The organism is Paenibacillus radicibacter (assembly GCF_024721995.1).
Lineage (GTDB): Bacteria > Bacillota > Bacilli > Paenibacillales > NBRC-103111 > Paenibacillus_AM > Paenibacillus_AM radicibacter.
Map to the genome: position 1 here is coordinate 149084 of NZ_JANQBC010000013.1, position 22325 is coordinate 171408.

Annotated in this window: 20 protein-coding genes and 1 other annotated feature; of the genes, 6 read left to right on the forward strand and 14 right to left on the reverse strand. The window is 42.9% G+C overall.

Going from position 1 to position 22325, the window contains the following annotated elements; translation table 11 throughout:
• Nucleotides 1-195 precede the first annotated feature (195 nt).
• The gene (locus NV379_RS21815) at nucleotides 196-1425 is read left to right on the forward strand and encodes an AraC family transcriptional regulator (RefSeq protein WP_258209459.1); all 1230 of its coding nucleotides are present in this window, start codon (nucleotides 196-198) and stop codon (nucleotides 1423-1425) included.
• Nucleotides 1426-1483: 58 nt separating this feature from the next.
• On the opposite strand, the gene NV379_RS21820 is transcribed toward NV379_RS21815, so the two are convergent.
• The 8 genes from NV379_RS21820 to NV379_RS21855 all read right to left on the reverse strand — a co-directional run bounded on the left by NV379_RS21820 (nucleotide 1484) and on the right by NV379_RS21855 (nucleotide 10667).
• Nucleotides 1484-3178: a putative polysaccharide biosynthesis protein gene (locus NV379_RS21820; RefSeq protein WP_258209460.1), complete on the reverse strand. Its 1695-nt coding sequence runs from the start codon at nucleotides 3176-3178 to the stop codon at nucleotides 1484-1486.
• Nucleotides 3179-3212: 34 nt separating this feature from the next.
• Nucleotides 3213-3689 carry a DUF456 domain-containing protein gene (locus NV379_RS21825; RefSeq protein ID WP_258209461.1) on the reverse strand — a complete coding sequence of 159 codons (477 nt, stop codon included), beginning with the start codon at nucleotides 3687-3689 and terminating at the stop codon, nucleotides 3213-3215.
• Between the two features lie 28 nt (nucleotides 3690-3717).
• A complete protein-coding gene (locus NV379_RS21830) occupies nucleotides 3718-4467 on the reverse strand; it encodes a Cof-type HAD-IIB family hydrolase (protein WP_258209462.1) in 750 nt (249 codons plus the stop codon).
• Between the two features lie 22 nt (nucleotides 4468-4489).
• Nucleotides 4490-6364, reverse strand: coding sequence for an asparagine synthase (glutamine-hydrolyzing) (gene asnB / locus NV379_RS21835; protein WP_258209463.1), 1875 nt, complete (start codon nucleotides 6362-6364; stop codon nucleotides 4490-4492).
• Nucleotides 6365-6693: 329 nt separating this feature from the next.
• On the reverse strand, nucleotides 6694-8775 hold the full coding sequence (locus NV379_RS21840; protein WP_258209464.1) for a peptidoglycan D,D-transpeptidase FtsI family protein: 2082 nt from the start codon (nucleotides 8773-8775) through the stop codon (nucleotides 6694-6696).
• A 113-nt stretch (nucleotides 8776-8888) separates the two neighbouring features.
• Nucleotides 8889-10016 (reverse strand): transglutaminase domain-containing protein, encoded by a 1128-nt coding sequence (locus NV379_RS21845; RefSeq protein WP_258209465.1) that lies wholly within the window; start codon nucleotides 10014-10016, stop codon nucleotides 8889-8891.
• 26 nt (nucleotides 10017-10042) lie between these two features.
• On the reverse strand, nucleotides 10043-10462 hold the full coding sequence (locus tag NV379_RS21850; protein WP_258209466.1) for a hypothetical protein: 420 nt from the start codon (nucleotides 10460-10462) through the stop codon (nucleotides 10043-10045).
• 40 nt (nucleotides 10463-10502) lie between these two features.
• On the reverse strand, nucleotides 10503-10667 hold the full coding sequence (locus NV379_RS21855; RefSeq protein ID WP_258209467.1) for a hypothetical protein: 165 nt from the start codon (nucleotides 10665-10667) through the stop codon (nucleotides 10503-10505).
• A gap of 93 nt (nucleotides 10668-10760) precedes the next feature.
• On the opposite strand from NV379_RS21855, the gene NV379_RS21860 reads away from it, so the two are divergent.
• Both NV379_RS21860 and NV379_RS21865 read left to right on the forward strand, forming a co-directional pair.
• The gene (locus NV379_RS21860) at nucleotides 10761-11903 is read left to right on the forward strand and encodes an MFS transporter (protein ID WP_258209468.1); all 1143 of its coding nucleotides are present in this window, start codon (nucleotides 10761-10763) and stop codon (nucleotides 11901-11903) included.
• A 375-nt stretch (nucleotides 11904-12278) separates the two neighbouring features.
• Nucleotides 12279-12611 carry a toprim domain-containing protein gene (locus NV379_RS21865; protein WP_258209469.1) on the forward strand — a complete coding sequence of 111 codons (333 nt, stop codon included), beginning with the start codon at nucleotides 12279-12281 and terminating at the stop codon, nucleotides 12609-12611.
• A gap of 23 nt (nucleotides 12612-12634) precedes the next feature.
• On the opposite strand, the gene NV379_RS21870 is transcribed toward NV379_RS21865, so the two are convergent.
• The 3 genes from NV379_RS21870 to NV379_RS21880 all read right to left on the reverse strand — a co-directional run bounded on the left by NV379_RS21870 (nucleotide 12635) and on the right by NV379_RS21880 (nucleotide 14609).
• On the reverse strand, nucleotides 12635-13258 hold the full coding sequence (locus NV379_RS21870) for an SCO family protein (RefSeq protein WP_258209470.1): 624 nt from the start codon (nucleotides 13256-13258) through the stop codon (nucleotides 12635-12637).
• Between the two features lie 6 nt (nucleotides 13259-13264).
• Entirely contained in the window at nucleotides 13265-14221 is a 957-nt protein-coding gene (gene cyoE, locus NV379_RS21875; protein ID WP_258209471.1) for a heme o synthase, read from the reverse strand.
• Nucleotides 14222-14327: 106 nt separating this feature from the next.
• Nucleotides 14328-14609 carry a hypothetical protein gene (locus tag NV379_RS21880; protein WP_258209472.1) on the reverse strand — a complete coding sequence of 94 codons (282 nt, stop codon included), beginning with the start codon at nucleotides 14607-14609 and terminating at the stop codon, nucleotides 14328-14330.
• A 124-nt stretch (nucleotides 14610-14733) separates the two neighbouring features.
• On the opposite strand from NV379_RS21880, the gene NV379_RS21885 reads away from it, so the two are divergent.
• Complete coding sequence (locus NV379_RS21885; protein ID WP_258209473.1) at nucleotides 14734-15717, forward strand: metal-dependent hydrolase; 984 nt, start codon at nucleotides 14734-14736, stop codon at nucleotides 15715-15717.
• A gap of 66 nt (nucleotides 15718-15783) precedes the next feature.
• On the opposite strand, the gene NV379_RS21890 is transcribed toward NV379_RS21885, so the two are convergent.
• Nucleotides 15784-15996, reverse strand: a complete 213-nt coding sequence (locus NV379_RS21890; RefSeq protein WP_258209474.1) for an alpha/beta-type small acid-soluble spore protein — start codon at nucleotides 15994-15996, stop codon at nucleotides 15784-15786.
• A 108-nt stretch (nucleotides 15997-16104) separates the two neighbouring features.
• Here NV379_RS21890 and NV379_RS21895 point away from each other — a divergent pair, with 108 nt between their 5' ends.
• Entirely contained in the window at nucleotides 16105-16293 is a 189-nt protein-coding gene (locus NV379_RS21895; RefSeq protein ID WP_258209475.1) for a DUF5325 family protein, read from the forward strand.
• A 5-nt stretch (nucleotides 16294-16298) separates the two neighbouring features.
• Here the strand turns inward: NV379_RS21895 and trpS are convergent, their stop codons facing one another.
• Complete coding sequence (trpS, locus tag NV379_RS21900; protein ID WP_258209476.1) at nucleotides 16299-17282, reverse strand: tryptophan--tRNA ligase; 984 nt, start codon at nucleotides 17280-17282, stop codon at nucleotides 16299-16301.
• Nucleotides 17283-17502: 220 nt separating this feature from the next.
• Nucleotides 17503-17760: a binding site (T-box leader), on the reverse strand.
• Nucleotides 17761-17867: 107 nt separating this feature from the next.
• On the opposite strand from trpS, the gene NV379_RS21905 reads away from it, so the two are divergent.
• Complete coding sequence (locus NV379_RS21905) at nucleotides 17868-18815, forward strand: aldose 1-epimerase (RefSeq protein ID WP_258209477.1); 948 nt, start codon at nucleotides 17868-17870, stop codon at nucleotides 18813-18815.
• A 78-nt stretch (nucleotides 18816-18893) separates the two neighbouring features.
• On the opposite strand, the gene NV379_RS21910 is transcribed toward NV379_RS21905, so the two are convergent.
• A complete protein-coding gene (locus NV379_RS21910) occupies nucleotides 18894-22133 on the reverse strand; it encodes a collagenase (protein ID WP_258209478.1) in 3240 nt (1079 codons plus the stop codon).
• Nucleotides 22134-22325 lie beyond the last annotated feature (192 nt).

Here is a 22325-nt window from a genome sequence, read left to right on the forward strand (position 1 = left end):
CAGTATAACATTGTGCATTTTGGAACAAAGTCTATTTCGTCCACAAAACTTTCGTTTTTTAAGGTCAAATTCGTGAATTATCACACATCTTACTACTTGCTTAAGTGATAACTTCATACATAAAGCTAGACATTTTTATGTAAATCCCTATCATTTTTTTGAAAATAAAGCTTTGGTGAAGGAGCAACATTCCATATGTCCAAACAAACTTTTCTCAACTCCAAGTTCAGTTTACACGCGGGAAAACATTATTTTTCAACGGATCAACCTCAAGGATCTTATGTCACCATAGAGAAACAGCAAATCAATCATCATTTTCCACTCCATAAGCATGAGCATGTGGAACTGCTCTATGTGACGGCTGGTACGGGGCGACTTGTTGTGAACGGTGTAGAACATAAGCTTTGTGCAGGGAGCTTCGCGATGCTGTTCCCATTTCATTTTCACGAAATTATTGTAGATGAACCAATTGAGCAGTATGTGATTACGATCGACCTCAGCATTATGATCTGGATGGACATTAGCAGCAATGATCGAAATATTGCCTATGAGGCAATTATGGAAGGACCTGTCGTTGTTGATTGTGAGGAGCAGGAACAGCAAGAAATTGCTGCAATCCTGCAATCGTTGCAGCAAGAAGTAAGTCGAGAGTCGTTCATGCAGACGAACATGATAGTACTGCTTGCGATGCAGCTCTATGTCCACTTTACACGAAAAGCCGAACAAGCTTACACCGTAATAGAGCAACAATCACATTCACAGGTGTGGAAAATCTTGCAGCATATTCACCTGCATTTCCACGAACCACTAAGTGCAGCAGGGATCGCACGAAAATTCAGCATGAGTGCTGATGCACTGAATCGTACACTGCGGCTTGCCACAGGCTATAATTTCACAGACAACGTCCATCAAGTACGAATTCGAACGGCACGCGCGCTCCTGCATTTTGAAGGATTAACGATTCAATATATAGCGCAAAGTGTCGGGTACTCTACGATGATTGCTTTCTATCGTGCATTTGAAAAATATATTGGAGTAGCCCCTGGGGATTATCGGAGCCAGAAGGAGGTTCGCACCACCACATTACCTGCGCCAGACAATGATAATGCGTATTGCATTTATAGCTATATCTCACTACATATTGAAGAACCTCTATCTACGAAAAGTGTAGCCGAAGCACTTGGAATGAATGAAACAAAGCTAACAAAGCTCATTTCCGGTTATTTCGGTCAAAGCTTTGCCGAATTGTTAACATGGCTACGGATCGCGTACGCGAGAGCTTATCTAGGTGCAACCAATCTGCCCATCAGTGATATTGCCTATAGAGCGGGATTCGATTCTGTTAAGACGTTCAACCGGCAGTTCAAGGCTATTATTGGGGATGTTCCGACGAAGTATCGGGAGGATGTTACTTGTCGTTACTAGGCGAATACCAAAAAACCAGAAGAGCACATTGCCCTTCTGGTTTATTTTACATTTACAGTTAAGATGATGCTTGTCCACGCTTTGTAATTCGAGACACTTTGCCGATGATCTTCTGAATCGGACCTGGTAGATTACGTACATCTTCCTTCGTCACAACTTTAGTCAGCATAAGCATAAGCGGATACATCGCGATGACAACGATACTTACGATAGATGCATTCAAACCTTCGTTCAGACGATCAATACCAAATGGATGCAAGTAAGTATGTGTCACATACTCAAGTCCAAAGCCTACAGCACAAATGACGATCGTTGAGACGATAAGTCCGATCCATCTGCGACTAGAGAACACTTTAAACGGCACTGCTTTGTGAAGCACGCGAATGTTCATGAATGACATGATGATAAAGCACGTCATCGTCGCAAGCACAATCCCATAAATATCAAGGGAAGGCGCAAGGATATAATTAAGTGCTACCTTAGCTCCGACACCGACAACTACGGCAAGCATAAGTGGTTTCATTCGTCCCATTCCCATCAGCACAGCTCCTGAGGTTTGCATGATGATCTGGAACATCGCACTAATTGTGAGTAAACCAATGATGTATGGCGCGTTCTCATAGCCGTACACACTCTTTTCATATCCAAAAATAAATCCATCCAGCGGTCTTGCAGCAAGTACGATTAACAATACCATTGGCAAGCCTGTCAAGATCGATAGCTGGAGCACACGTGAAGTATGATGCTTCACATGATCCATCTCTCCACGCGAGAATGAAGAAGAGATTAGAGGTACAACGGATTGACTAAGTGCAATCGCCAGAATGATTGGAATACCCGCAAGCGATTGGGCACGCCCACCCAAAATACCAAGCAACTCTCTAGCACCATCTGTCGTGAATTTATCCTGCAACAATGGGATTACTGATGAAGAATCAATGCTGTACACAAGTGTTACCGTAATAGAGAAGATAACGATTGGGATCGATAGCTTGAGAAGTGCCCCATAAATACTGCCGTAGCTTGTAAGCACAGGTGTATTCGAAGCAGGCTGCTTAGCACCTTTCTTAGTATCCGCCGTTACAGACTTCGCACTAGAACTTGCTTCTCCCGCATCCTTACGTTTCAGCTTCAATGTGTAGTAGATCATGACACCAAGAGCTGCCACACCACCTGCTACACCACCGAATGATGCACCTGCAATCGCCCATTCATGCGATACACTTAGTAGTGCATAAGCAAGACCTACCGCAACAACTAGACGGAAAATTTGCTCCACAACTTGAGAGACACCGTTAGGCATCATATGTTGGCGACCTTGGAAATATCCCCTCATCACTGCAATGATTGGGAATAACAATAATCCCGGCGCAACAGCCTGTGTAGCTAGAATCGCCATCGGATCTTTCGACACGCCCGCAGCGAACCATTCCGATAGAGCGAACAGTACGCCTGCCGCGATAATCCCAGCAACTACTGCAAACAAAATCGCTGCCCGATAAATTCGATCTGCTTCTTCATGTCTACCAAGCGCGATACGCTCAGAGATCATTTTGCTAAGTGCACTCGGAATACCTGCTGTTGCAACGACGAGAAGTACTGAATATAAGTTAAAAGCAATTGAATAAGACCCCATCCCCTCATCGCCTAACAAGTAGACAAGCGGGATACGTTGAAACACACCAAGAAACCGCGCCACAAGTGCGGCGACGGTTAGAATAATTGTTCCTTTTACAAGTGAATCTTTGGACAAAGTAACTTCCTTCTTCCTTAGAGAGCGTAATCTCTTATATCCAGATAATAAACACGATGATCATCGCAAGCTGCAAGATCACTTTGACAACAACGCTAGAGAAGAACCCGAGAACGGATCCTACACCTGACTTTAGTGCTTGTTCGATACTTTTGCCGATAATGATTTCTCCGATAACAGCCCCGATAAACGGCCCCAAGATAAGTCCAAAGGCTGGAATAACGAACGGTCCAAATATCAGACCAATTGTAGAGCCAATGACAGATGCTCGCGAACCCCCGAACTTCTTAACCCCCATTGCCGAAACTGCGTAATCAGCTACGAATACAATAACAACAATGAGGGTTTGAATCGTCCAGAACCAGAAGCCAAAAGGCTCAAAGCTGAAAAACCATCCGTAGACGAAAAATGCAGCATATACTGCAAACACACCTGGCAAGATCGGGAACACTGTCCCGAGCATACCGATAATGAACAATGCTACAATGAGCACCCAGCCTAGAATGTCCATGTATAGGTTCCACCCCAACGTTATTTAATTAGCGCTTCTGACCCAGTACATACTCCTCGATGATCGCAGCTACGCCATCTTCATCATTCGTAACTGTAACTAGATCAGCTGCCGCTTTCACTTCATCTTGCGCATTACCCATTGCTACACCAAGACCTGCCGCACGAATCATTGCAAGGTCATTCTGGGAATCCCCCATCGCGATCACTTGATCCATCGTAATTCCTAGCAGTTGACACACTTCAATCATACCACTACCTTTGGAAATGCCTTTTGGATTCAATTCAATGTTGCTTAGGTGGGAATTCGTAATTTCAAACAAATCCCATGACTCAACTGTACGACGAATCTCAGCTAATTTATCCGCATCTTCTTCAAAGAAACCGAATTTCAGCCATTCCACAGAATCGACATCATCCAGCCATTTATCTTTGTTAAATAAACCTTCAACTGCATACGCCCAATACCATGACCCGTATTCAAGCGCCATCGCATGAAGCTTTCGAATCGTATCTGCAGGTACAAGCACACGCTTGTGGAGTACATCAGGTGATTTCCATACTTCACTGCCGTTTACCGATACGATTGGAGCTTGTAGACCCAACTCTTCGATATAAGGGCGAGCACTTTGCACACCGCGTCCTGTAGAGAACATCACAGTGACACCTGCGTCAATCGCATTTGCAATTGCCTTGCGGTTTCTTGCAGAAACCTCTTTTTCTTCATTCAAAACGGTTCCATCCATATCCAGAGCAACGAGTTTATAAGTGGTTGACATAGTTGTTAAAAACCTCCCTATTCTAGTGCGTCAGAACTGCCTTTTGTGGAACATCTTCCATATACGTTACGTGCCACAATGCAAAAATATAAATTGTCCAAATCCGGCGCGCATAGTCGCCTTGACCATTGCGATGCTTATGAAGCATCTCTTCAACCGCTTTGATATTAATGTAATCTTCAATGCCACTTGCTTGAATCTGTTCCATAATCATCGTACCCGTATTGTCTTTCATCCAATCCCGAAGCGGTACAGGGAATCCAAGCTTAGGACGATTTAGAATAGGGTCTGGAACAATACCTTCCATCGCTTTTCGGAAAATATATTTCGTCGTGCCGCCGGCAATTCGGTACTTCGCTGGTATACGACGTGCGACTTCAAATAACTCCTTGTCCAAGAATGGAACACGAAGCTCTAAGGAATGCGCCATCGTCATCTTATCAGCTTTCATCAGAATATCGCCTGGCATCCACAAATTCATATCGATATATTGCATACGTGTAACAGGGTCTTGATGTTTCGTCTTCGCATAGAACTCACTCGCAATTTGCTGTGGGTTCTTATACTGGCGAAGCATCTCATCATCCAAACGAAGAATCTCAGACTTCATTGATTCTGTGAATATCTTCGCATTTCCTAAGAAGCGCTCCTCAAGCGGTGTCGTACCGCGAAGCAAGAAGTTACGGCCGTACATGCTGCTTGGTAGCATACGTGCCATACGATTAATCATGCGACGTAGTGGCAATGGCAATCGTTCAAGTGAACGAAGAGAATTCGGTTCATTATAAATGCGATAGCCGCCGAACAACTCATCGGCACCTTCACCAGACAATGTTACCGTTACATGCTTACGCGCAAGTTCAGCTACATGATATAGGGCAATTGCTGAAGGGTCAGCGATAGGTTCATCTTGATGCCAGATCGCTTTCGGCAAGGATGCAAAGTAATCATCTTTCGTGATGACCTTCTCGTAATGCTCCGTTCCAAGCGCTTCAGCTGTTTGTCTTGCAATAATCGTCTCGTTATTCGCGCCTTCAAAACCAACAGAGAATGTACGAATTGGTTCGATACGTTTCATTTGAGCTGCAATTGCTGTGGAATCAATACCACTAGATAAGAAACAACCACGCTCTACGTCACTTACCAAGTGATGCTTCACGGAATCCTCAAGTGCAGCACGAATTTGCTCTACATATTCATCGAATGGACGATCAATAGGATCGAACATCGGATCCCAATAACGTTCAATCGTCATATCCCCATCATACGTCACTTTGACAAAATGACCTGGAGGCAACTTCTGAATCCCTTCGAACATCGTGTTCGGCTCAGGTACGTATTGGAACGTTAAGTAATTCATTAAGCTATCTGTATGAATCAAGCGATTCATGCCCTCGGCAGACAGGATACTCTTAATTTCTGAACCAAATAAAAACTGACGGCCCGAGAGATGGTAGTAGAATGGCTTGATACCAAAGTGATCGCGCGCACCGAATAGCTGCTTTTTCTTGCGATCCCAGATAACAAAGCCAAACATTCCGCGAAGATGTTTTACACAATCTTCTCCAAACTCTTCGTACAGATGGACAATGACTTCCGTGTCACTAGAGGTACGGAAAATATGTCCACGATCCGTCAGCATGCTGCGCAAGCTTTTATAATTGTAAATCTCTCCATTAAACACAATCCATACGGTTTCATCTTCATTGCATAAAGGCTGATGTCCCGCTGCTAAATCAATAATCGATAATCGACGGAAACCTAATCCGATTCGATTTTCTGTCCAAAATCCACTGTCATTCGGACCACGATGCTCGATCACATCCGTCATTGCTTGTAACATGTGTTGGGAAGGTTCCCGATCTTCAAAATATAGTACACCAGTGATTCCGCACACGGTGAAATACACCTCCGTATAAGTAACTGACAGCTTGATGTCTGATACGTTAGTATAGCACACCTTGGCGAAGAACGAAAAATGTTATAGAAAAATCATCGTAATAATTAAGCGTTTGAGCGAAGCGGTCAGACGACTCTTTTTCATCTTGATCCCCCCATTTGCCTAGATGACATATTGTTTACCTAACGCAACTTTTAGGGTAAAAAAGAGACCCTTTACCCGCAGTATATGCACCTGTCTACCAAAAGTGACGATTGGCAAGTAAAAAACCTGCCACGTCCATATCGGATGCGGCAGGCTTTAAGGATGAAAGAATGTTATAGCTACTACGGCGTCGTATTAGCCGGCGGAGTCGGTGTTGCCGGTGGTTTCGGCGTACCCGTCAAACCAATTTGTTGGTCATACGCATCGAACATCTTACGCGCGATTGGCGCTGCGTTCCATGCCCCGTACCCACCTTCTGGTACGACAACTGCTACTGCAAACTTTGGATTTTCTGCTGGTGCGAATGCGATAAATACGGCGTTATCGACGTCTTTCCCTCTAAGCGTTTGCGTAGATGTACCTGTCTTAGAAGCCATCGAATACGGGAAGCCTTCGAATCCTTGTACACGCACTAACTTCATACCATCAACAATTACTTTCCAATATTCATTCGGGAACTTTGCTTCATTCAACATCTCTGGTGTAAAGCCTTTAACAAGATCGCCATCCACAGTCGTGATCTTATCGACAAACTGCGGCTTCATTCGCTTACCCTTGGACGCAAGAGTTGCTGCAAATTGTGCTAGCTGTAGTGTCGTATACTTCTCATTCTGTCCCCATGAAGCACGAATCAGACGAGACTGAATCGGTTCACCATTCTTATCATTGTAATACTCACTGCTTCCTTCTGATTCATAAGGCAATCCGGAGCCTGTTAATGTACCCAGACCGAATTGTTTCAAATAATTATCCCAAATATCAAGTCCTTTGTTGGGCGTCTCGTTGGTTGTATACTTCGAGTACAACTTATTACCTATCATTTCGGACATGAACGTATTAGAAGAGTATTGAATCGCGGCGGTTGCATTAATGGGTCCATGTGCAACACCATCAGAGTTGGACAATGACGCTTCTTTTCCCTTTAAGCCCCATGTAAACCTACCCGTATCGTTGTATGTTTGCGTCGTAGTAAAGAGCTTTTCGTTTAGTCCAACCAATATAGTTAAGGGCTTAATAACCGAGCCCATATAGACGATCGAATTCAATCGGTTCTTCCGTTGTTCCTCTGGCAATTGAGGGAAAGAGTAACGGATAGTTCCGTTATTTACAATTGGACCAATTTCATTATATTCTGCTGTATTCAGTCCACCGACCCATTTGTTCGTATCATAATCAGGCATGGACGCCATCGAGATCACTTTACCTGTCTCCACTTCAATTCCGACCGCATAACCTGTTCTTGCATTCGGCGCACTCGCATATTTGTTACCGCTTGAGGTCTGCATCGTTTTAATCTGATCGGTGATTGCTTGCTCGGTAGCAAGCTGAACATCCTTCTGAATCGTGAGATGAAGATTATGTCCCTTCTCCGGCTTCTTTATCGTCGGCGCGCCAACAATTGTATCTTTCAAGTTAACGGGATACGACTTCGTGCCGCTTTCCCCGCGAAGCTCATCTTGATACATATACTCAAGACCATCGTATCCTACATATTCTTCTTCCTGATATTTCTTCTTATTTCCTTCCGTTTCTTGATATTGTGGCAGTTTGGAAGTTCTTGTCGCCTTGTAAGGACGCATGTAGCCCACAAGATGAGCTGCAATCGAATTCGTATCATAACGTCGACTGCTCTCTTCATTTACCTCAAGCAATTTAAACTCATCACGATGCTCTAGAATATACGCGATCTCTTCCTTGGATAAGTCCTCCTTAATCCGACGAGCGATATAATACAAACCTGGTGGTTTTGTTTCCTTCATATTGATGTCATAACCGACATCCATGTCTTTAATAATTTCATCAGCTGTCGGCTTCTTCGAGCCTTCTTTGCCATACTTCTGGAACACTTCTTCCAATTTATAAGCAAGTTCTACATACTCCGGTTTTGGCTTCTGTGGCAGACCTGTCTCAAGACGGAAGAATAGAGACTGTACCGAAATCGAGTACGCAATCGGATAGCCATCTTTATCGTAAATATTGCCTCGAATCGGCGAGATCTGTGTATCTCGGTTGTTAATTCGCTGTGCTTCTGCTGTTAGCTGCTTTCCTTGTACAAATTGTAAAATGGCAAGTTTCACGATTAAAATGGAAAACAAAACAAACGTTAAGAAGAAAAATAAATTAATCCGAAACGAGAAGTGACGTTTCTTCGTGAGTTCCTTTTTTTGTGGATCATTATCCGTATGCAATGTTTTCTTTCTCACAATTATACAATTCCTTTCCAGTAACACTTCTTACTTTCTATTTTATAACACATACAAGCGACAATCAAAAAAAGAGCTTTTTCCATTTCACAGAAAAAACTCTTCAAGTTCATTTAAGCATCTGCAATGTGTGTTTTCTCAAAGTTAGGTGGGTTAAACCAATTACCGCCTGATGATACCCATGTGGAATCCAGTGGTATCCATGCCTTGTTTTCTTTCAAATACACTTCATTCCACGCGTGTGCGCCATAACCGCCTTTACCATCCGAACCAAGCCCTGTGATCACCTTCGCATCAAGTCCAACGACTCTTGCCATGGCTGCATACAGTCTCGAATAGTCGATACAAACTCCTTTGCGGGAACTGAATGTATCTTCCGGTGTCTGCTCTTTCCATATCTTCTGATCCTCATACAGCTTCACTTTGTCCCAGTCATACTGTACACGCGAACCTACCCACTGATACAAAAGCTTCGCTTTTTCCTCATCGGTATCGCCCTTGGATGTTACATCTTTAGCCGCCTGCACAATATCCGGTGAAATGTTTGCATCGAGTACTTCATACTTACGCTGTAACAGTCCTTTAAAGTCTTGCTCCATCGCCCTTGTAATCACAGGTAGTCTTTCCGTAATCATTTTTCCTGTAAAAGGCTGAATGATCTGCTCTGCACCTTTTTGATACAAAGTCGAGCTTTGGATGTAACTTGTCACTTGATTCTGAGGGAAAAGTGTGACGAACATAAATAGAACAAAAAGTACGATCAGCGCACGTACAGCGCCACCAAGTATACCTACCAAACCACCCGTCATTGTACTGAAAGTAGTCGGTGAACCTTGTATCGAACGCCCTCTGCTATGATGCCAACGTTCCAGCATCGGACCTGCTATAAAGAACAGAATTTGCTTTATAATCAAATACGAAATAATAAATAAGATCGAGAATCGGAACAGCGAGAAATCCCGTAGTCCTGTAACGAATGTATAGTAAACTTGCTTCCATACACCAACTTCGCCAACTGGAATTTGCACGTTCTTAGCCACTAACCACCCATAAAACCATGGAGAGATAGCCTGTACGATGTACCACGACGCTACAATTGCAAGGATCGAGAGTACGCCCGAGCTCATCATTACAGCTAGATGACGGACAGATCCAGTTGCCCCTCGCCTTCCTCCTTGTATCGCAGAGAAAACAAGGATTGCAATAAGCAACAGCGATACGACATTTAAATAAGGTGCCATTGCTCATCAATCCTTCCTTGAGTTCATTATTTAGCGTTAGCTTGCGCTTGTTCAATTAGAGCTTTAACGGCAGTATCTGCTTCCATTTTAAAGGTTTGTCCTAGAAAAGTAACCTGGAGCTCATTGGAACCAGCTTTACCCTCTATTTTCAAATTTTTCGTGGAAACTTCAAACGATCCGTCTTTGTTCGCTACATACTTCGCATCTTTTAAATCATCACCAAGTGCTTTAACCGCTTGGGATTTAATCTCATTCACTACACTTGTACCGACTGTGGTGAGTGTATCGGTATATTGTACGCCATAGATGACAACACCTGCAATGACAGCAAATACGATCACCCATTTCAAGACCGTTTTGACAATATTAATCACAATGATCAAGATAATCACTGCTGCTAACAATAACAACCATCGGTCTTGTAAGAAAGAAATCCACTGATCCATGTTCCACTCCCCCAATTTTCCCAATTCATCTCTCATCATACTATACACCTTCGTTATCATCATCCCTTTTTTGACGTAATTGTTTTAATTTATGTTGTATTTCTTCCCCTTTGTTCCAGTTCATACGAGTTTTCCTGCGTGCGTGGCGTACACGAAGTAGAATCATAACAATTAATAAGGCCATTACCATCCAAAGGTAGTCCATCACTTACACTCCTTCCTGTATGCAAATGTGGCATATGTGAGGGACAAGTCGCGTAACCATGTAGAGTATGTACATATAAAGGCGGTGGTGAGAATGAAAACAACACTTTGGCTCTATTTGTTCATGTTTATCGCTTTTTTTGATTTACATGCCCAATATCCCATTTTATCTCCTTTTGCACTTTCCCTCGGTGCTGCTCCTTCTTTTATCGGCTATATCATGGGCATGTATGCACTCACTCATCTACCAGGAAACCTGTTAGCAGGATATGGCGTAGACAAGTTCGGCAGCAAGATCTTCATTATTTGCTCCTTGATTGTAGCAGGAATTGTACTCATTTTCCAATCTCAGGTAGATGATCCTTGGGAGCTTCTCATCATACGATCCATCTCCGGTTTCGTTCTCGCATTCCTATCCCCTGCTTGTCTAGCACTGCTTGCTAAACTCGCTAGAGATCGAACGCACCAAAGTAAACTAATGGCTGGTAACGGTCTTATGCACACTTTAGCTTCTGTTGTTTCTCCTGCTGCTGGTGCCTATTTGGTTTTGCAAGTTGGGTTTAGTCGGTCCTTCGAGATACTAGGCTGGATCCTAATTCTTACGGGGATCATTGCAATTTTTGGGATCAAAGATCAGCGTGTCCCTTTATTTACGTCAGTTAATCTTAAAGTCCAATCCACTAGCAGCGAGGAATCTACTCCATCGATCCCATGGCTATTCTACCTTATTCCACTTGCCATTTCATGCTCCCAAGGGATCTTATTCTTTGAACTTCCGCTGATGAATACGGGAAAAGATGCTGTGCTTACGTCGGGGATTCTATTTACACTCGTATCAATCGGAGCTTTAGTCAGTCTTTCCTTACTCTTTATTAATCGAGTATCGCCTTATATTCGAACATTATTCGGTTCTTTAGCGCTTGCAATCATATTTTTTGGAATTGCTGTCCATTGGGGACTATCCATCCATGTCTCTTTATTCTTAATTGGAATGGCCAAAGGGATCATATTCCCTGCTATCGCTTCATTATTAGCATCGATCACACCAAGTACCCGTTATGGTCGATCCTTCTCCGTACTGTCCATTGCCTATTCAATCGGTTCATTCATTGGGCCAATTGTTGCCGGACAAGTCCGCGGGATCATCTCTCCATATTTCATCGCGTTCTTCATCTTGATGTTGGCACTTGCATTACTTCCACCTCGCACATCGAAACTCAGCCCAATTTTACATTAATAAATTGTAATTTATAACCCATTTCCACTTTCTTATAGGTACATGCAGAGACATTTATCTTCATTAGACATAGTATAACTAGTGTCAATGACATCGATAAAAAAGGAGTGACTGGGAATGGGAGTAATTGAAGGAGGACTAGGTTGTGGCGAAGGCCGTCGTTCGACAACTAGTACAGTACTCGTATTATTTATTCTATTAGTAATTATTTCATGTACTTTTTGCAGAGGCTGGAATTAATATTTAGGCATGATAGACGAGGCAGCTGCTCTATGCAGTCTGCCTCCTTTTCGTCATGATTTGACATTTCCCGGGCAATTGTGGTTTGTTTAATGAAGATATTAATTCCTACATATAAGGTGGACAAGCCGTTACATGACAATCTCTATAATTGTTGAAGGAAAGAATGATCGTGCTAGGCTAAAGCGACTTCTTCATCCAGAAGTCCATATTCACTGTACATACGGAACTCCAAGTAATGAAACCCTAGATCAATTACGTCGAACTTGCTTTCACGATGAAGTGTATCTTTTTATGGACAATGATCCTGCTGGCAAAAAGATCCGCTCACTCCTGCGCGACATTTTCTCAGATGCCGTACACATGTATACACGCAAAGGATATGCAGGCGTTGAAGGAACCCCTGATGAATATTTGCTAACTCAATTAGAAAAAGCAGGTCTCGATGAATACATCATGTATCCATAACCCGAGATCCTGCTTCATTCGTCTTACTTTTCTTTAGCCAACGCCGCTACATCCTTAGCAATTTGCTCTGGTGTGTTTTTCTCATCGTTCGGGTCATAGTAATTACGTACTTGACCTTTCTTATCGACAAGAACAATGACATTCGTATGAATGAACGTATCTTTCTTCTTATCATGAATGATCGCCACTCCGAACTTTTCCCCGATTACACGTGTCCCCTCTTCATCACCGCGAAGGAACGACCAACCCGTTGGATCAACACCATACCCTTGTGAATATTGAGTTAATTTAGCTAGTGTGTCTTTCTCTGGATCCATCGTAATGGAGAACATGTGCGCCTTCGTTCCAAACAAATCTTTATCTTTCAGTGCTAACTGCACTTTGCTCAAATATTGAGTGGTGGGCGGACATACATCCGGACAAGATGCGAAGAAGAAATACACAAGTCTAACTTTATCATCATACTCTGAAAACTTCATTTGCTTGCTATCTGTGCTTTGCAATTCGAACTCTGGTGCTTGTTGCAGCACTTTAAGTGCGCTTGCTGTCTCATCTTTGAACCATAATTTATAAGCAAAAGTTCCAATAATAGCTAATAAAATAACGACTGTTGCAATTTTAAACCAATTCTTCGACAATGACGCCATAATTACTTAGCTCCCTTTGTGCACCGTATCAATAATCATAAGGATTAGAAGGATCATCAAGTAGTTAATCGAGAACATAAAGTTCCCCTTCGCCCACTTCATATCATCTTTCGTACTGAAGCCTTTGAAGCATTGGTATACCCATATAAGACCAAGTACCGTTGCCCCGATCAAATAAATCTTACCTACATAACCGAATACAGAAAGTAAGATCGATACTGGAACAAGCAGAACGACATAACGCATCATCGCGTGCTTGGTTACTTCCACACCTTTAACGACAGGTAGTAGTGGGAATCCTGCTGCTGCATAATCTTCTCTACGACGAATACCAAGTGCCCAGAAGTGCGGCGGCTGCCATAGGAACATGAATCCGAATAGGATGAGTGCACCGATTGCATCCGTAGTCTCTACCGCGCAGAAGCCGATAACCGGAGGAACCGCACCTGAGAATGCACCTACGAATGTGCTCCATACGGATGTACGCTTAAACCATGCTGTGTACAAACCAACGTATAGGACAAATCCAAGTACGCCGAGCAAAGCTGCTACGTGTGTTGTACCAAAAGCAAGAATCGCGATCCCGATCACACCCAAGATTATCCCGAACGTCATAACAGTAGCCGGCGTCATAAGCCCACTTGGCAGCGCACGTTTAGCCGTACGTTCCATCTTCGCATCCATATCACGGTCCAAGTAGTTATTAATTACAGTACCTGATGCCATGACGAACGCTGTACCGATTAACGTGTAGAAAAGTAATATCCAATTAATATCCCAACCCGAAGCAACCCAGAAACCTGCTAATGTTGCTAGAGAATTAGAATAAATAATACCTGGCTTTATGAGTCTAAAATAATCTTTGATCGTCGCACGTCTTTTTACAGTATCATCTGAAATTGCAATATGTTCAGATTGATGGGAAATAGTCGCGGATTCCTCAAAGCTTAGTTGCTTATCCACTTTGAAACCCCCTTATAAAAAATCTATTTCCTCATCATATCAATGCAATTCATGTTTGACAATAAAATGGCACTAGATGTCATGATATTGTCGATTACTAGCTGGTTTAAATCTGGGTGAAATGCCAAATATTTATTTTGGAAATACCACCTTTTACATATCCCGTAAATTCAGCCCATTCTTCCTCGTCTTCATCTTTTCTTCTTCCTTTTAAAAGCAAATATTCTTCATGGTCCAGCGCATCCCATTGTTCGACGAACAAACCGGGTTGATCCGTTCCTTCGTACAATTCGAGATGCTTATAGTCTCTCAGCTTTTTTTCCATAAAGCGCAAGTAACTTTCTCGGCTCTCCGGCATAATGTGATATTCAACCCATACTTTATACATGTACAATTAGCCCCCGCTCAAAATTTAATGAAATCGATTAAACATGGTAAACTAAAGCTAGTCAATCTGTTGTCCAAGCATCTAAGCTTTCAGAACTCTACTACCAGCATGAGGAGGTACTCCATTGGATACAGGCACCCATCTTGTCGTTGGATTCGGACTTGCCGGACTTGCTCATATCGATCCAGTCGTAGCATCTGATCCTACTGTTATGACAGCTGTCCTTATCGGCACTGTGCTTGGTTCACAAGCACCTGATCTGGATACGTTAACCCGATTAAAAGGCAATGCGCTGTACGTCCGCAACCATCGCGGAATTTCCCACTCTCTGCCGTTTATCGCTTTTTGGATTAGCTCCATTACTTTGCTCCTCACGGTGTTATTTGGACCTCTACCGCTAGGACATGTGCTACTATGGGTCAGTATCGCCGTCTTTTTGCACGTGTTCATGGATCTGTTTAACACCTATGGTACGCAAGGTGTATGGCCTTTATCCAACAAGTGGATTTCGTGGAACATCATCCACATCTTCGACGTGTTTATTTTTACAAGTCACGTGATTGCAATTGGGTTATGGGCATTTCACCTAATTGACCCTAAACTAATTTTTCCGACACTTTACGCGCTGATTGCGTTATACTATATATGGCGTACGTATGTACACGCTGACGTCATGAAATCATTGCCGCGCAAAGACCTTTCATTTGGGCAAGGTGATCGTTATATAGCGATTCCAACGATCCATCCCGCTCACTGGAATATCGTTAAGATTCTAATGGATGGTACATATGAAGTTGGTGAACTTCGTGGTGGTTTACTGCGCTGGATTGAGAAAGTGGAGTCTGATACCCACAAAGCTGTTGAAGTATCGAAACAGCATCCAGATGTACAGGCATTGCTTTATTTCTCATCATACACGGCTGCTGAGCTAACCGTCCACCCGTGGGGATATGAAGTACGATGGGCAGATATTCGCTATCGTCACCGCAAGCAATATCCTTTCGTTGCTGTATTATTGATGGACAAGGAATATCAGACAATCAGCTCCTATGTAGGTTGGCTAAGCGACTCTAAGCTAGAGAAAAGATTGCATCCCGAACCTCGTTAAATTTATACACAAACAAAGCTCAAGGGAATATTCCCTTGAGCTTTAATATCTGGTATTCAAAAATGACTAGCGGCCTTGACCACCGGAAAGTGATTGTTCAGCCATTTGAACCAAACGCTTTGTAATTCCTCCACCGATCGAACCAGTATCACGGGAAGTCATGTTGCCGTGGTATCCGTCTTTAGAGAATGAAATACCAAGCTCTTGTGCTACTTCATACTTCATTTGATCAAGTGCTTTGTTTGCCTGTGGTACTACTAGTGTATTGCGACCTGCCATAATAAATCAACATCCTTTCAACTCATGATTGTTTTGATGTATTTTGCAAGCTTGCAAACATAGTATGTGAAACAGATTAAATAATATTCATGCTAGGAGATGAACTTTTTGAAAAAATCCATGGCTTTACTTTTCGCAGTTATCGGAACCTTACTACTCGCATCCATTGCTTACTTTATCGCTGCACGAGAGCCTTGGTTGTTAGTGCTTGCCATCCTCGTTAATATTGGCTTTCTTGGATTCAGCTTCGCCTACAAAGCTCGTAAACGTCGTCAAGCTGAACAAGCACAGTCCTGAATCACTTAATCTAGAATGAAGCCCATCTTCTCTTTCACTTCACGTAGTGTGGCATTTGCTGTAGCAGATGCCCGCTCCGCACCCTCACGTAAAATCTTCGCAATTTCACCAGAAGCCCGAATTTGACGATAACGCTCTTGAATTGGCTCAAGTAGTGCGACTACAACCTCTGCTAGATCCTTCTTAAATGGACCATAACCTTGACCTTCATACTTCGCTTCGATCTCAGCGATTGTCATATTGGAGCACTCGGAATAGATGCTCATCAAGTTGCTCACTTCCGGTTTGTTCTGTGGATCATATTTCACTTCGCGACCTGAATCCGTTACGGCACGAGAGATTTTCTTGCGAATAACTGCTGGCTCATCCAACATAAGAATGAAGCTTGCTGCGTTCGTGCTGCTCTTGCTCATTTTCTTAGATGCATCATCAAGAGACATAATGCGTGCACCCACTTCTGGGATGTAAGGCTGTGGAATTGGGAACGTTTCGCCAAATCGATTGTTAAAGCGATTCGCTAAGTCACGAGTCAGCTCCAAGTGCTGCTTCTGATCATCTCCAACAGGAACCATCGTTGCTTTATATAGTAAAATGTCTGCTGCCATTAGTGAAGGGTATGTGAATAAACCCGCACCGATGGAATCTTTTCCTTCGGATTTATCTTTGAACTGTGTCATACGCTCTAGCTCACCCATATATGTGAGTGTCGTCATCAACCAGCCAAGCTCAGCGTGCGCAGGTACATGAGATTGCAAGAACACTGCCGCTTTGTTTGGATCAATACCGGATGCAATGAATAGCGCTACCGCGGACTCTATATTCTCGCGAAGTGTTGCTGGATCTTGCGGTACTGTAATGGAATGCAAGTCCACCACCATGAAGTGACAGTCATGCACATGCTGAAGCTTCGTATAGTTACGCAAAGCCCCGATGTAGTTCCCAATTGTTAATTGACCACTTGATTGAATACCTGAAAGTACAGTTGCCATTGTTATTACCTCCTATTGTAAATGAAATGAAGCGTGAACGAAAAGTGAACGAAGGAGAAAAGAAGCACTGGAGGAGCGGAGCGTTCGACTTTGAAAGAGTGAAAACACCTTAAAATCAATTCAAATTTCACGATTTCACCGGAGACCGGAAGTGCTTCTTTTATCTGCAGTTACCTACTTTTCGAGCGCGCTGATTGAACGCAAAAAAGGCCTCTCTCCGCAAAGGGACGAGAGACCGTGGTGCCACCCTAATTCGTCTTGCATGAATAGACAACAATGCCTTTTTCAAGTAAGACCTTCATAAGCTCTGATAACGGTGAGCTGCCGATCCGTATACTGAACATGAGTACTCTTACGCACTCACGCGTTCCACCTCAAGCTCAAGGATCCATTCATTCGCCTGTTCTACCGATTCACACCAACCACCGGCTCTCTGAAATCACGTGTGCGAACTACTAATTCCTCTCATTGCAATTAACTATTTGGAACATATTATACTCAATTGACAGAAATGTGACAAGCCCCACCCTGTTTGTTACAATTAATGCATAATAATATTTTTCCAGTCAGAGAGGATGGATAGGATTGATTACACAACAAGAATGGCAAGGCGAAACGTTATATATTTTGGAAAATGAACATTTAAGCATTAGCTTATGTCCATCGATTAATAATAACCTCATTCGAATTTGGGACAAAAAATTAAACCGTGAAGTACTTCGTGTACCAGAAAATCCAGATATTCTGAAGGAAAAGCCTGCACACTTTGGCACACCCGTGCTTATGCCACCAAACCGTATTGGTGGAGGTCAATTTACATTCGAGGGTCGTCCATACCAATTCGCTGTAAATCGTGCGAATAACATGCATAATCATGGTATTTTACAGAATCTACCTTGGACAGTGAAATCCACAAGTGAAGATAATGGCGTAATTTCCATTACTTCTACATTCCGTTCAACTGACTTCCCTGAGGTGATGGAGCAGTATCCACACGATGTGGAAATGGAGATTACGTACGAATTAATCGGTTCCAAAGTGAATCACAAATACAAGTTTACGAATCATAGCGAGTTAAACGCTCCATTCGGTTATGGTCTTCATACTTGGTTCCTGCTAGATAACAAGCCAGGAGATTGGAATCTTACGATACCGATGATCGGTCTATGGGAACTTGAGAATGCATTGCCGACGGGTGAAATCGTACCACTAGGTAAATATGAATCCCTCTTAAATGGTTCGACTCTTGAAGGCTTTGATATTGACGGTGTATTCCAGATCGGGGACAACCCTTGTATCGCGGTACTTGAGAACAATACTTGTAAGCTCACATATTCATCAGAATCCCCGCTTATGAAGCACTGGGTTCTTTACACACAAGGGGTTGCTGACAACTTTGTCTGCCTAGAACCTTATACTTGGGTAACGAACGCACCTAATCTCAACCTACCGCCTGAGGTTACTGGTCTACAATCCATTAAGCCTAACCAAACGCTTGAGCTTGATGTATTGCTAAATATTGAACACAAGTAATTAACTTTTTCATGCAAAAAGAGGATCGCCGCTTAATGTACAGCTAGGCGATCCTCTTTTCTTTTTCACACCGTAGAATTAATCAATTTGAATTGTATAAGGAATCTGCAGTGATGAGAAATTATAAATGTAGATATAGTATCTGCCGACGCCTGCATTGTACGTTCCGACTAATTTATCAGGTGAGCTTACATTCGGATAAGAAACATAATTTTGCAGGTCACTATCTTTGTAAAGAAGCCAGTTCAGACCTTGCTTGCCGAACTCATCTAACGTAATCGTTAAGTTAGCTGCTGTCGTCACATCAAAGTAGAAGATATCGACATCACTACCATTTGCACTTGTTCCAGATACAAGCTTATGCATCGCGACTGGCCCATTGGCTTGATTAAACGAATTATTCGGCTCACTCTCAGTCGTAATGTCACCTACTGGATCTGGTGGCGCTACAGTAACTGCAACACTTTGCGAATTCGTCAATCCTTTATTATCTGTCACGGTTAAGGTCACTGTATACGTACCTGCTTGTTGATACGTATGATTTGGATTCGCATTACTATTCGTCGGCGTTCCATCTCCAAAATTCCAAGAGTAAGATGCAATTGTACCATCAGGATCAACGGAACCTTGACTGCTGAATGCAATTGCAGTACCTGCCTTACCTGAGTAAGGTCCATTCACATTCGCTTGCGGTGGCTGGTTAACAGGAACAGTTGTAATCGTTGCTGTCGTCTGCTGTACATTCGTCAGCCCACCGTTATCTGTCACGGTCAATTTCACATTGAAATTGCCTGCTGCTTGATAAGCGTGAGTTGGATTTGCAGCTGTGCTTGTAGTGCCATCACCGAAATCCCATAAATAGGATGTAATCGTACCATCTGGGTCAGTCGAACCTTGACTGCTGAAATTGATTGTTTGCCCCGCTTGACCGCTGTATGGACCATTCACTTTCGATACAGGAGGTTGATTCACAGCATTAGCCGTACTTGATTTACCGTGGAACACCACATCATACTCGAACTTGCCTGCAGCATTCACGCGATAATTCGTAAAGTAGCTAGTTAATGTCTTGTACCCGCTCCACGCATACCCATTCATCGTCGTTAAGAAGCCGTTCGCAATGTTATTCATCGTTTTCCAGTCTGCCACTTCTCCCTGAGATGCGGAACCTGTGTAAGTTCCATGCAGAGTAAACGTATCGAAATAAGGGGATTTATGTGTAGCCGTCTCCACATTCGTAAGTCCTGTAGCCGTCGTAATCTCACTATAAATCTCCGAGTTGTTCTTCGCTTCTGGCTGTAACAAATAATCATCTGCCACTTGCGGTGTCGTTAAGTTCGGATATGCATTTACAAGCGATTGAATCTCACTTTGATAATCCGTATTGAACTGAGTATCATTGCTCCAAGCACTGATCAAGCTATCATATCCAGTTACATTGTTGCTACGTAAAGCTTTGAATAAATTGTTGTACTTATCCCACTTCTTCCCATGCATCATGTATTGCAATGCGAAGGAGTAGTGGTAGAAATCGAATGAACCGTATTTGGAATGCAACGTCTGATTGGCCGTATACCAGCTGCTTGATGGCGTGTTCGCGATGTTGCTTACAACCGATTTTCTTGGCAAAATATTCGTTAAACGCGTAGCCCCTGCCATCAGCTCCGCATTCCCTTCTTCAAACCAAGTCAGACGCTCGTTCTGATAAATCGGTCCACTACCCCAAGGTCCAGGCACCGCATAACGTCCTTGCAAATAGTGCGTGTACTCATGTCTGAACAATTCCTCTAAGCTGTAGATGCTCTCCTGTGTTGTCCGTTCGTATGTAAAGAAAGTGCCATCACCCTCGATATACATACCGCCATTGTTCGTGTCATAGCCGTACAAGATGCTATTCATCGTATATTCAGCAGGACTATTGTAGATCACAACTGTCAAGATATCATCTGGATTACCTAATTCAAGCTCACGATCAGAACCATTCATCCGATGGAATTGCGCTTTCACTTCCTTGGAAGCCCAATATAGACGCTGAATTTTCTCTGTTGTTACGTTACTACCCGTTCGGAAAATGTAAGCTCCATCATCGAAGGAGTACGTGTTCGGCAAATATTTTGCCTTACCTGCTGCAATCAATTGCTGGAAGTTAATGTTCACGCCATTGGCATTCACACCACCAAACAAGTAATCAATAAAGCTCGCCGCAGTTAAATGCTGCTCACTGAGGTAAGGATACAAACTCATCGCTTGGGTGAGGACAACATTTCCTTTTTGCGGATTAGTATGATACTCACCTAGATAACCCATGTAATACAAGCCGTTATTAATGAGCCAGCTATTGTTGGCATTCGGATTTCCAAGTAGTGCGAGCTTCTCAATTTCAGCCAAGTACGGATCGATCTTTTTCTTAAAAGCTGCCTTCTCTGTGTTATTGAATGTCCACATGAGATCGTAGCCAATTCCTTTAATTACTTCATAGAAAGCTCCACTCTTATTGCGATCTTGTGCGTATTGTGCAATGTTCTGGTTATAATTCACGAGAATCGGAACAGACAATTGAATGATTTCTGTGTTAACAGAGGAGTTACCAACCATCATTCCAAACGATGCAATTACCCCTTCTTGTTTCGTCGTACCGAATTTGAATGCGGAGTTACTAGCAATTGCTTTAAGTGCTGGGAAGAGCTTGGCTTTGTAAGTGTTATTGTTCAAATAATTAAGCTGTGTATTGTAATAGCCCAAGTAGAATGCAGAACGCAGTACTTCAACAAGTGTCGGAATACCTTTGTCGTCATTTGCCGTATACTGAGCGCCTTTAGTTGCGAGAGCATTAATCAAGGCTTGCATCCGGTTCTGATCATTGTAAAAGGCATACGTATCGTTATTGTAATTAAAAAGTTCCGGGATTTGCCACCAATTTACACTGGAAATAAGATCGATAAGTGCTGGATAGCTTAATGTGTTTAGGTAAGCCATCGTATAGGTCTGGTCTGCGAGTGTACTAACTGAGCGCGAAGCTTGAGCAGAGTGAATTTCTGTTGTTTCTTGTTTCATCCATGGAGGATTCACAACATGCTGAAGATTTTTAAACGGGTTCGAAGTATCCTGTGATGCACTTACATGGTTTTCGGTCGTGTCTTGACCACCTTGCTTACCTGCCGGGTCAAGTCCTTGAACCATTCTTGCAGTAGACGATAGCACATTTGCATATGTGACTTGTTCTTCAGCTGCGAACACAGGTGCCACTGAGCTGCAAAGTAAACATAGGCTTGAGAATGTTACGGTAAACGGTTTAAGCCATTTCTTATTCGCTTGCATCCTATTCTCCCTTTCGTCTTTCAGATGTGTAACTATCATCAACTTACCGCCAACTAATAGGGAGTGTAAACGCTTATTTGTTAGACAGAAATCGTCTTATTGTCCGATTATGGACATTACCTGTTTGATTTTTGACTCCAAACATACAAAAAAGCCTTTACCATCAAGGTAAAGGCTTTTTTGTAATATTTG

Coding starts and splice junctions, on each gene's coding strand:
- NV379_RS21815 (WP_258209459.1), top strand. CDS start 196: ATGTCCAAACAAACTTTTCTCAACTCCAAGTTCAGTTTACACGCGGGA.
- NV379_RS21825 (WP_258209461.1), bottom strand. CDS start 3,689: ATGGACATTCTAGGCTGGGTGCTCATTGTAGCATTGTTCATTATCGGT.
- NV379_RS21830 (WP_258209462.1), bottom strand. CDS start 4,467: ATGTCAACCACTTATAAACTCGTTGCTCTGGATATGGATGGAACCGTT.
- NV379_RS21845 (WP_258209465.1), bottom strand. CDS start 10,016: ATGGCACCTTATTTAAATGTCGTATCGCTGTTGCTTATTGCAATCCTT.
- NV379_RS21850 (WP_258209466.1), bottom strand. CDS start 10,462: ATGGATCAGTGGATTTCTTTCTTACAAGACCGATGGTTGTTATTGTTA.
- NV379_RS21855 (WP_258209467.1), bottom strand. CDS start 10,667: ATGGACTACCTTTGGATGGTAATGGCCTTATTAATTGTTATGATTCTA.
- NV379_RS21860 (WP_258209468.1), top strand. CDS start 10,761: ATGAAAACAACACTTTGGCTCTATTTGTTCATGTTTATCGCTTTTTTT.
- NV379_RS21865 (WP_258209469.1), top strand. CDS start 12,279: ATGACAATCTCTATAATTGTTGAAGGAAAGAATGATCGTGCTAGGCTA.
- NV379_RS21870 (WP_258209470.1), bottom strand. CDS start 13,258: ATGGCGTCATTGTCGAAGAATTGGTTTAAAATTGCAACAGTCGTTATT.
- NV379_RS21880 (WP_258209472.1), bottom strand. CDS start 14,609: ATGTATAAAGTATGGGTTGAATATCACATTATGCCGGAGAGCCGAGAA.
- NV379_RS21890 (WP_258209474.1), bottom strand. CDS start 15,996: ATGGCAGGTCGCAATACACTAGTAGTACCACAGGCAAACAAAGCACTT.
- trpS (WP_258209476.1), bottom strand. CDS start 17,282: ATGGCAACTGTACTTTCAGGTATTCAATCAAGTGGTCAATTAACAATT.
- NV379_RS21910 (WP_258209478.1), bottom strand. CDS start 22,133: ATGCAAGCGAATAAGAAATGGCTTAAACCGTTTACCGTAACATTCTCA.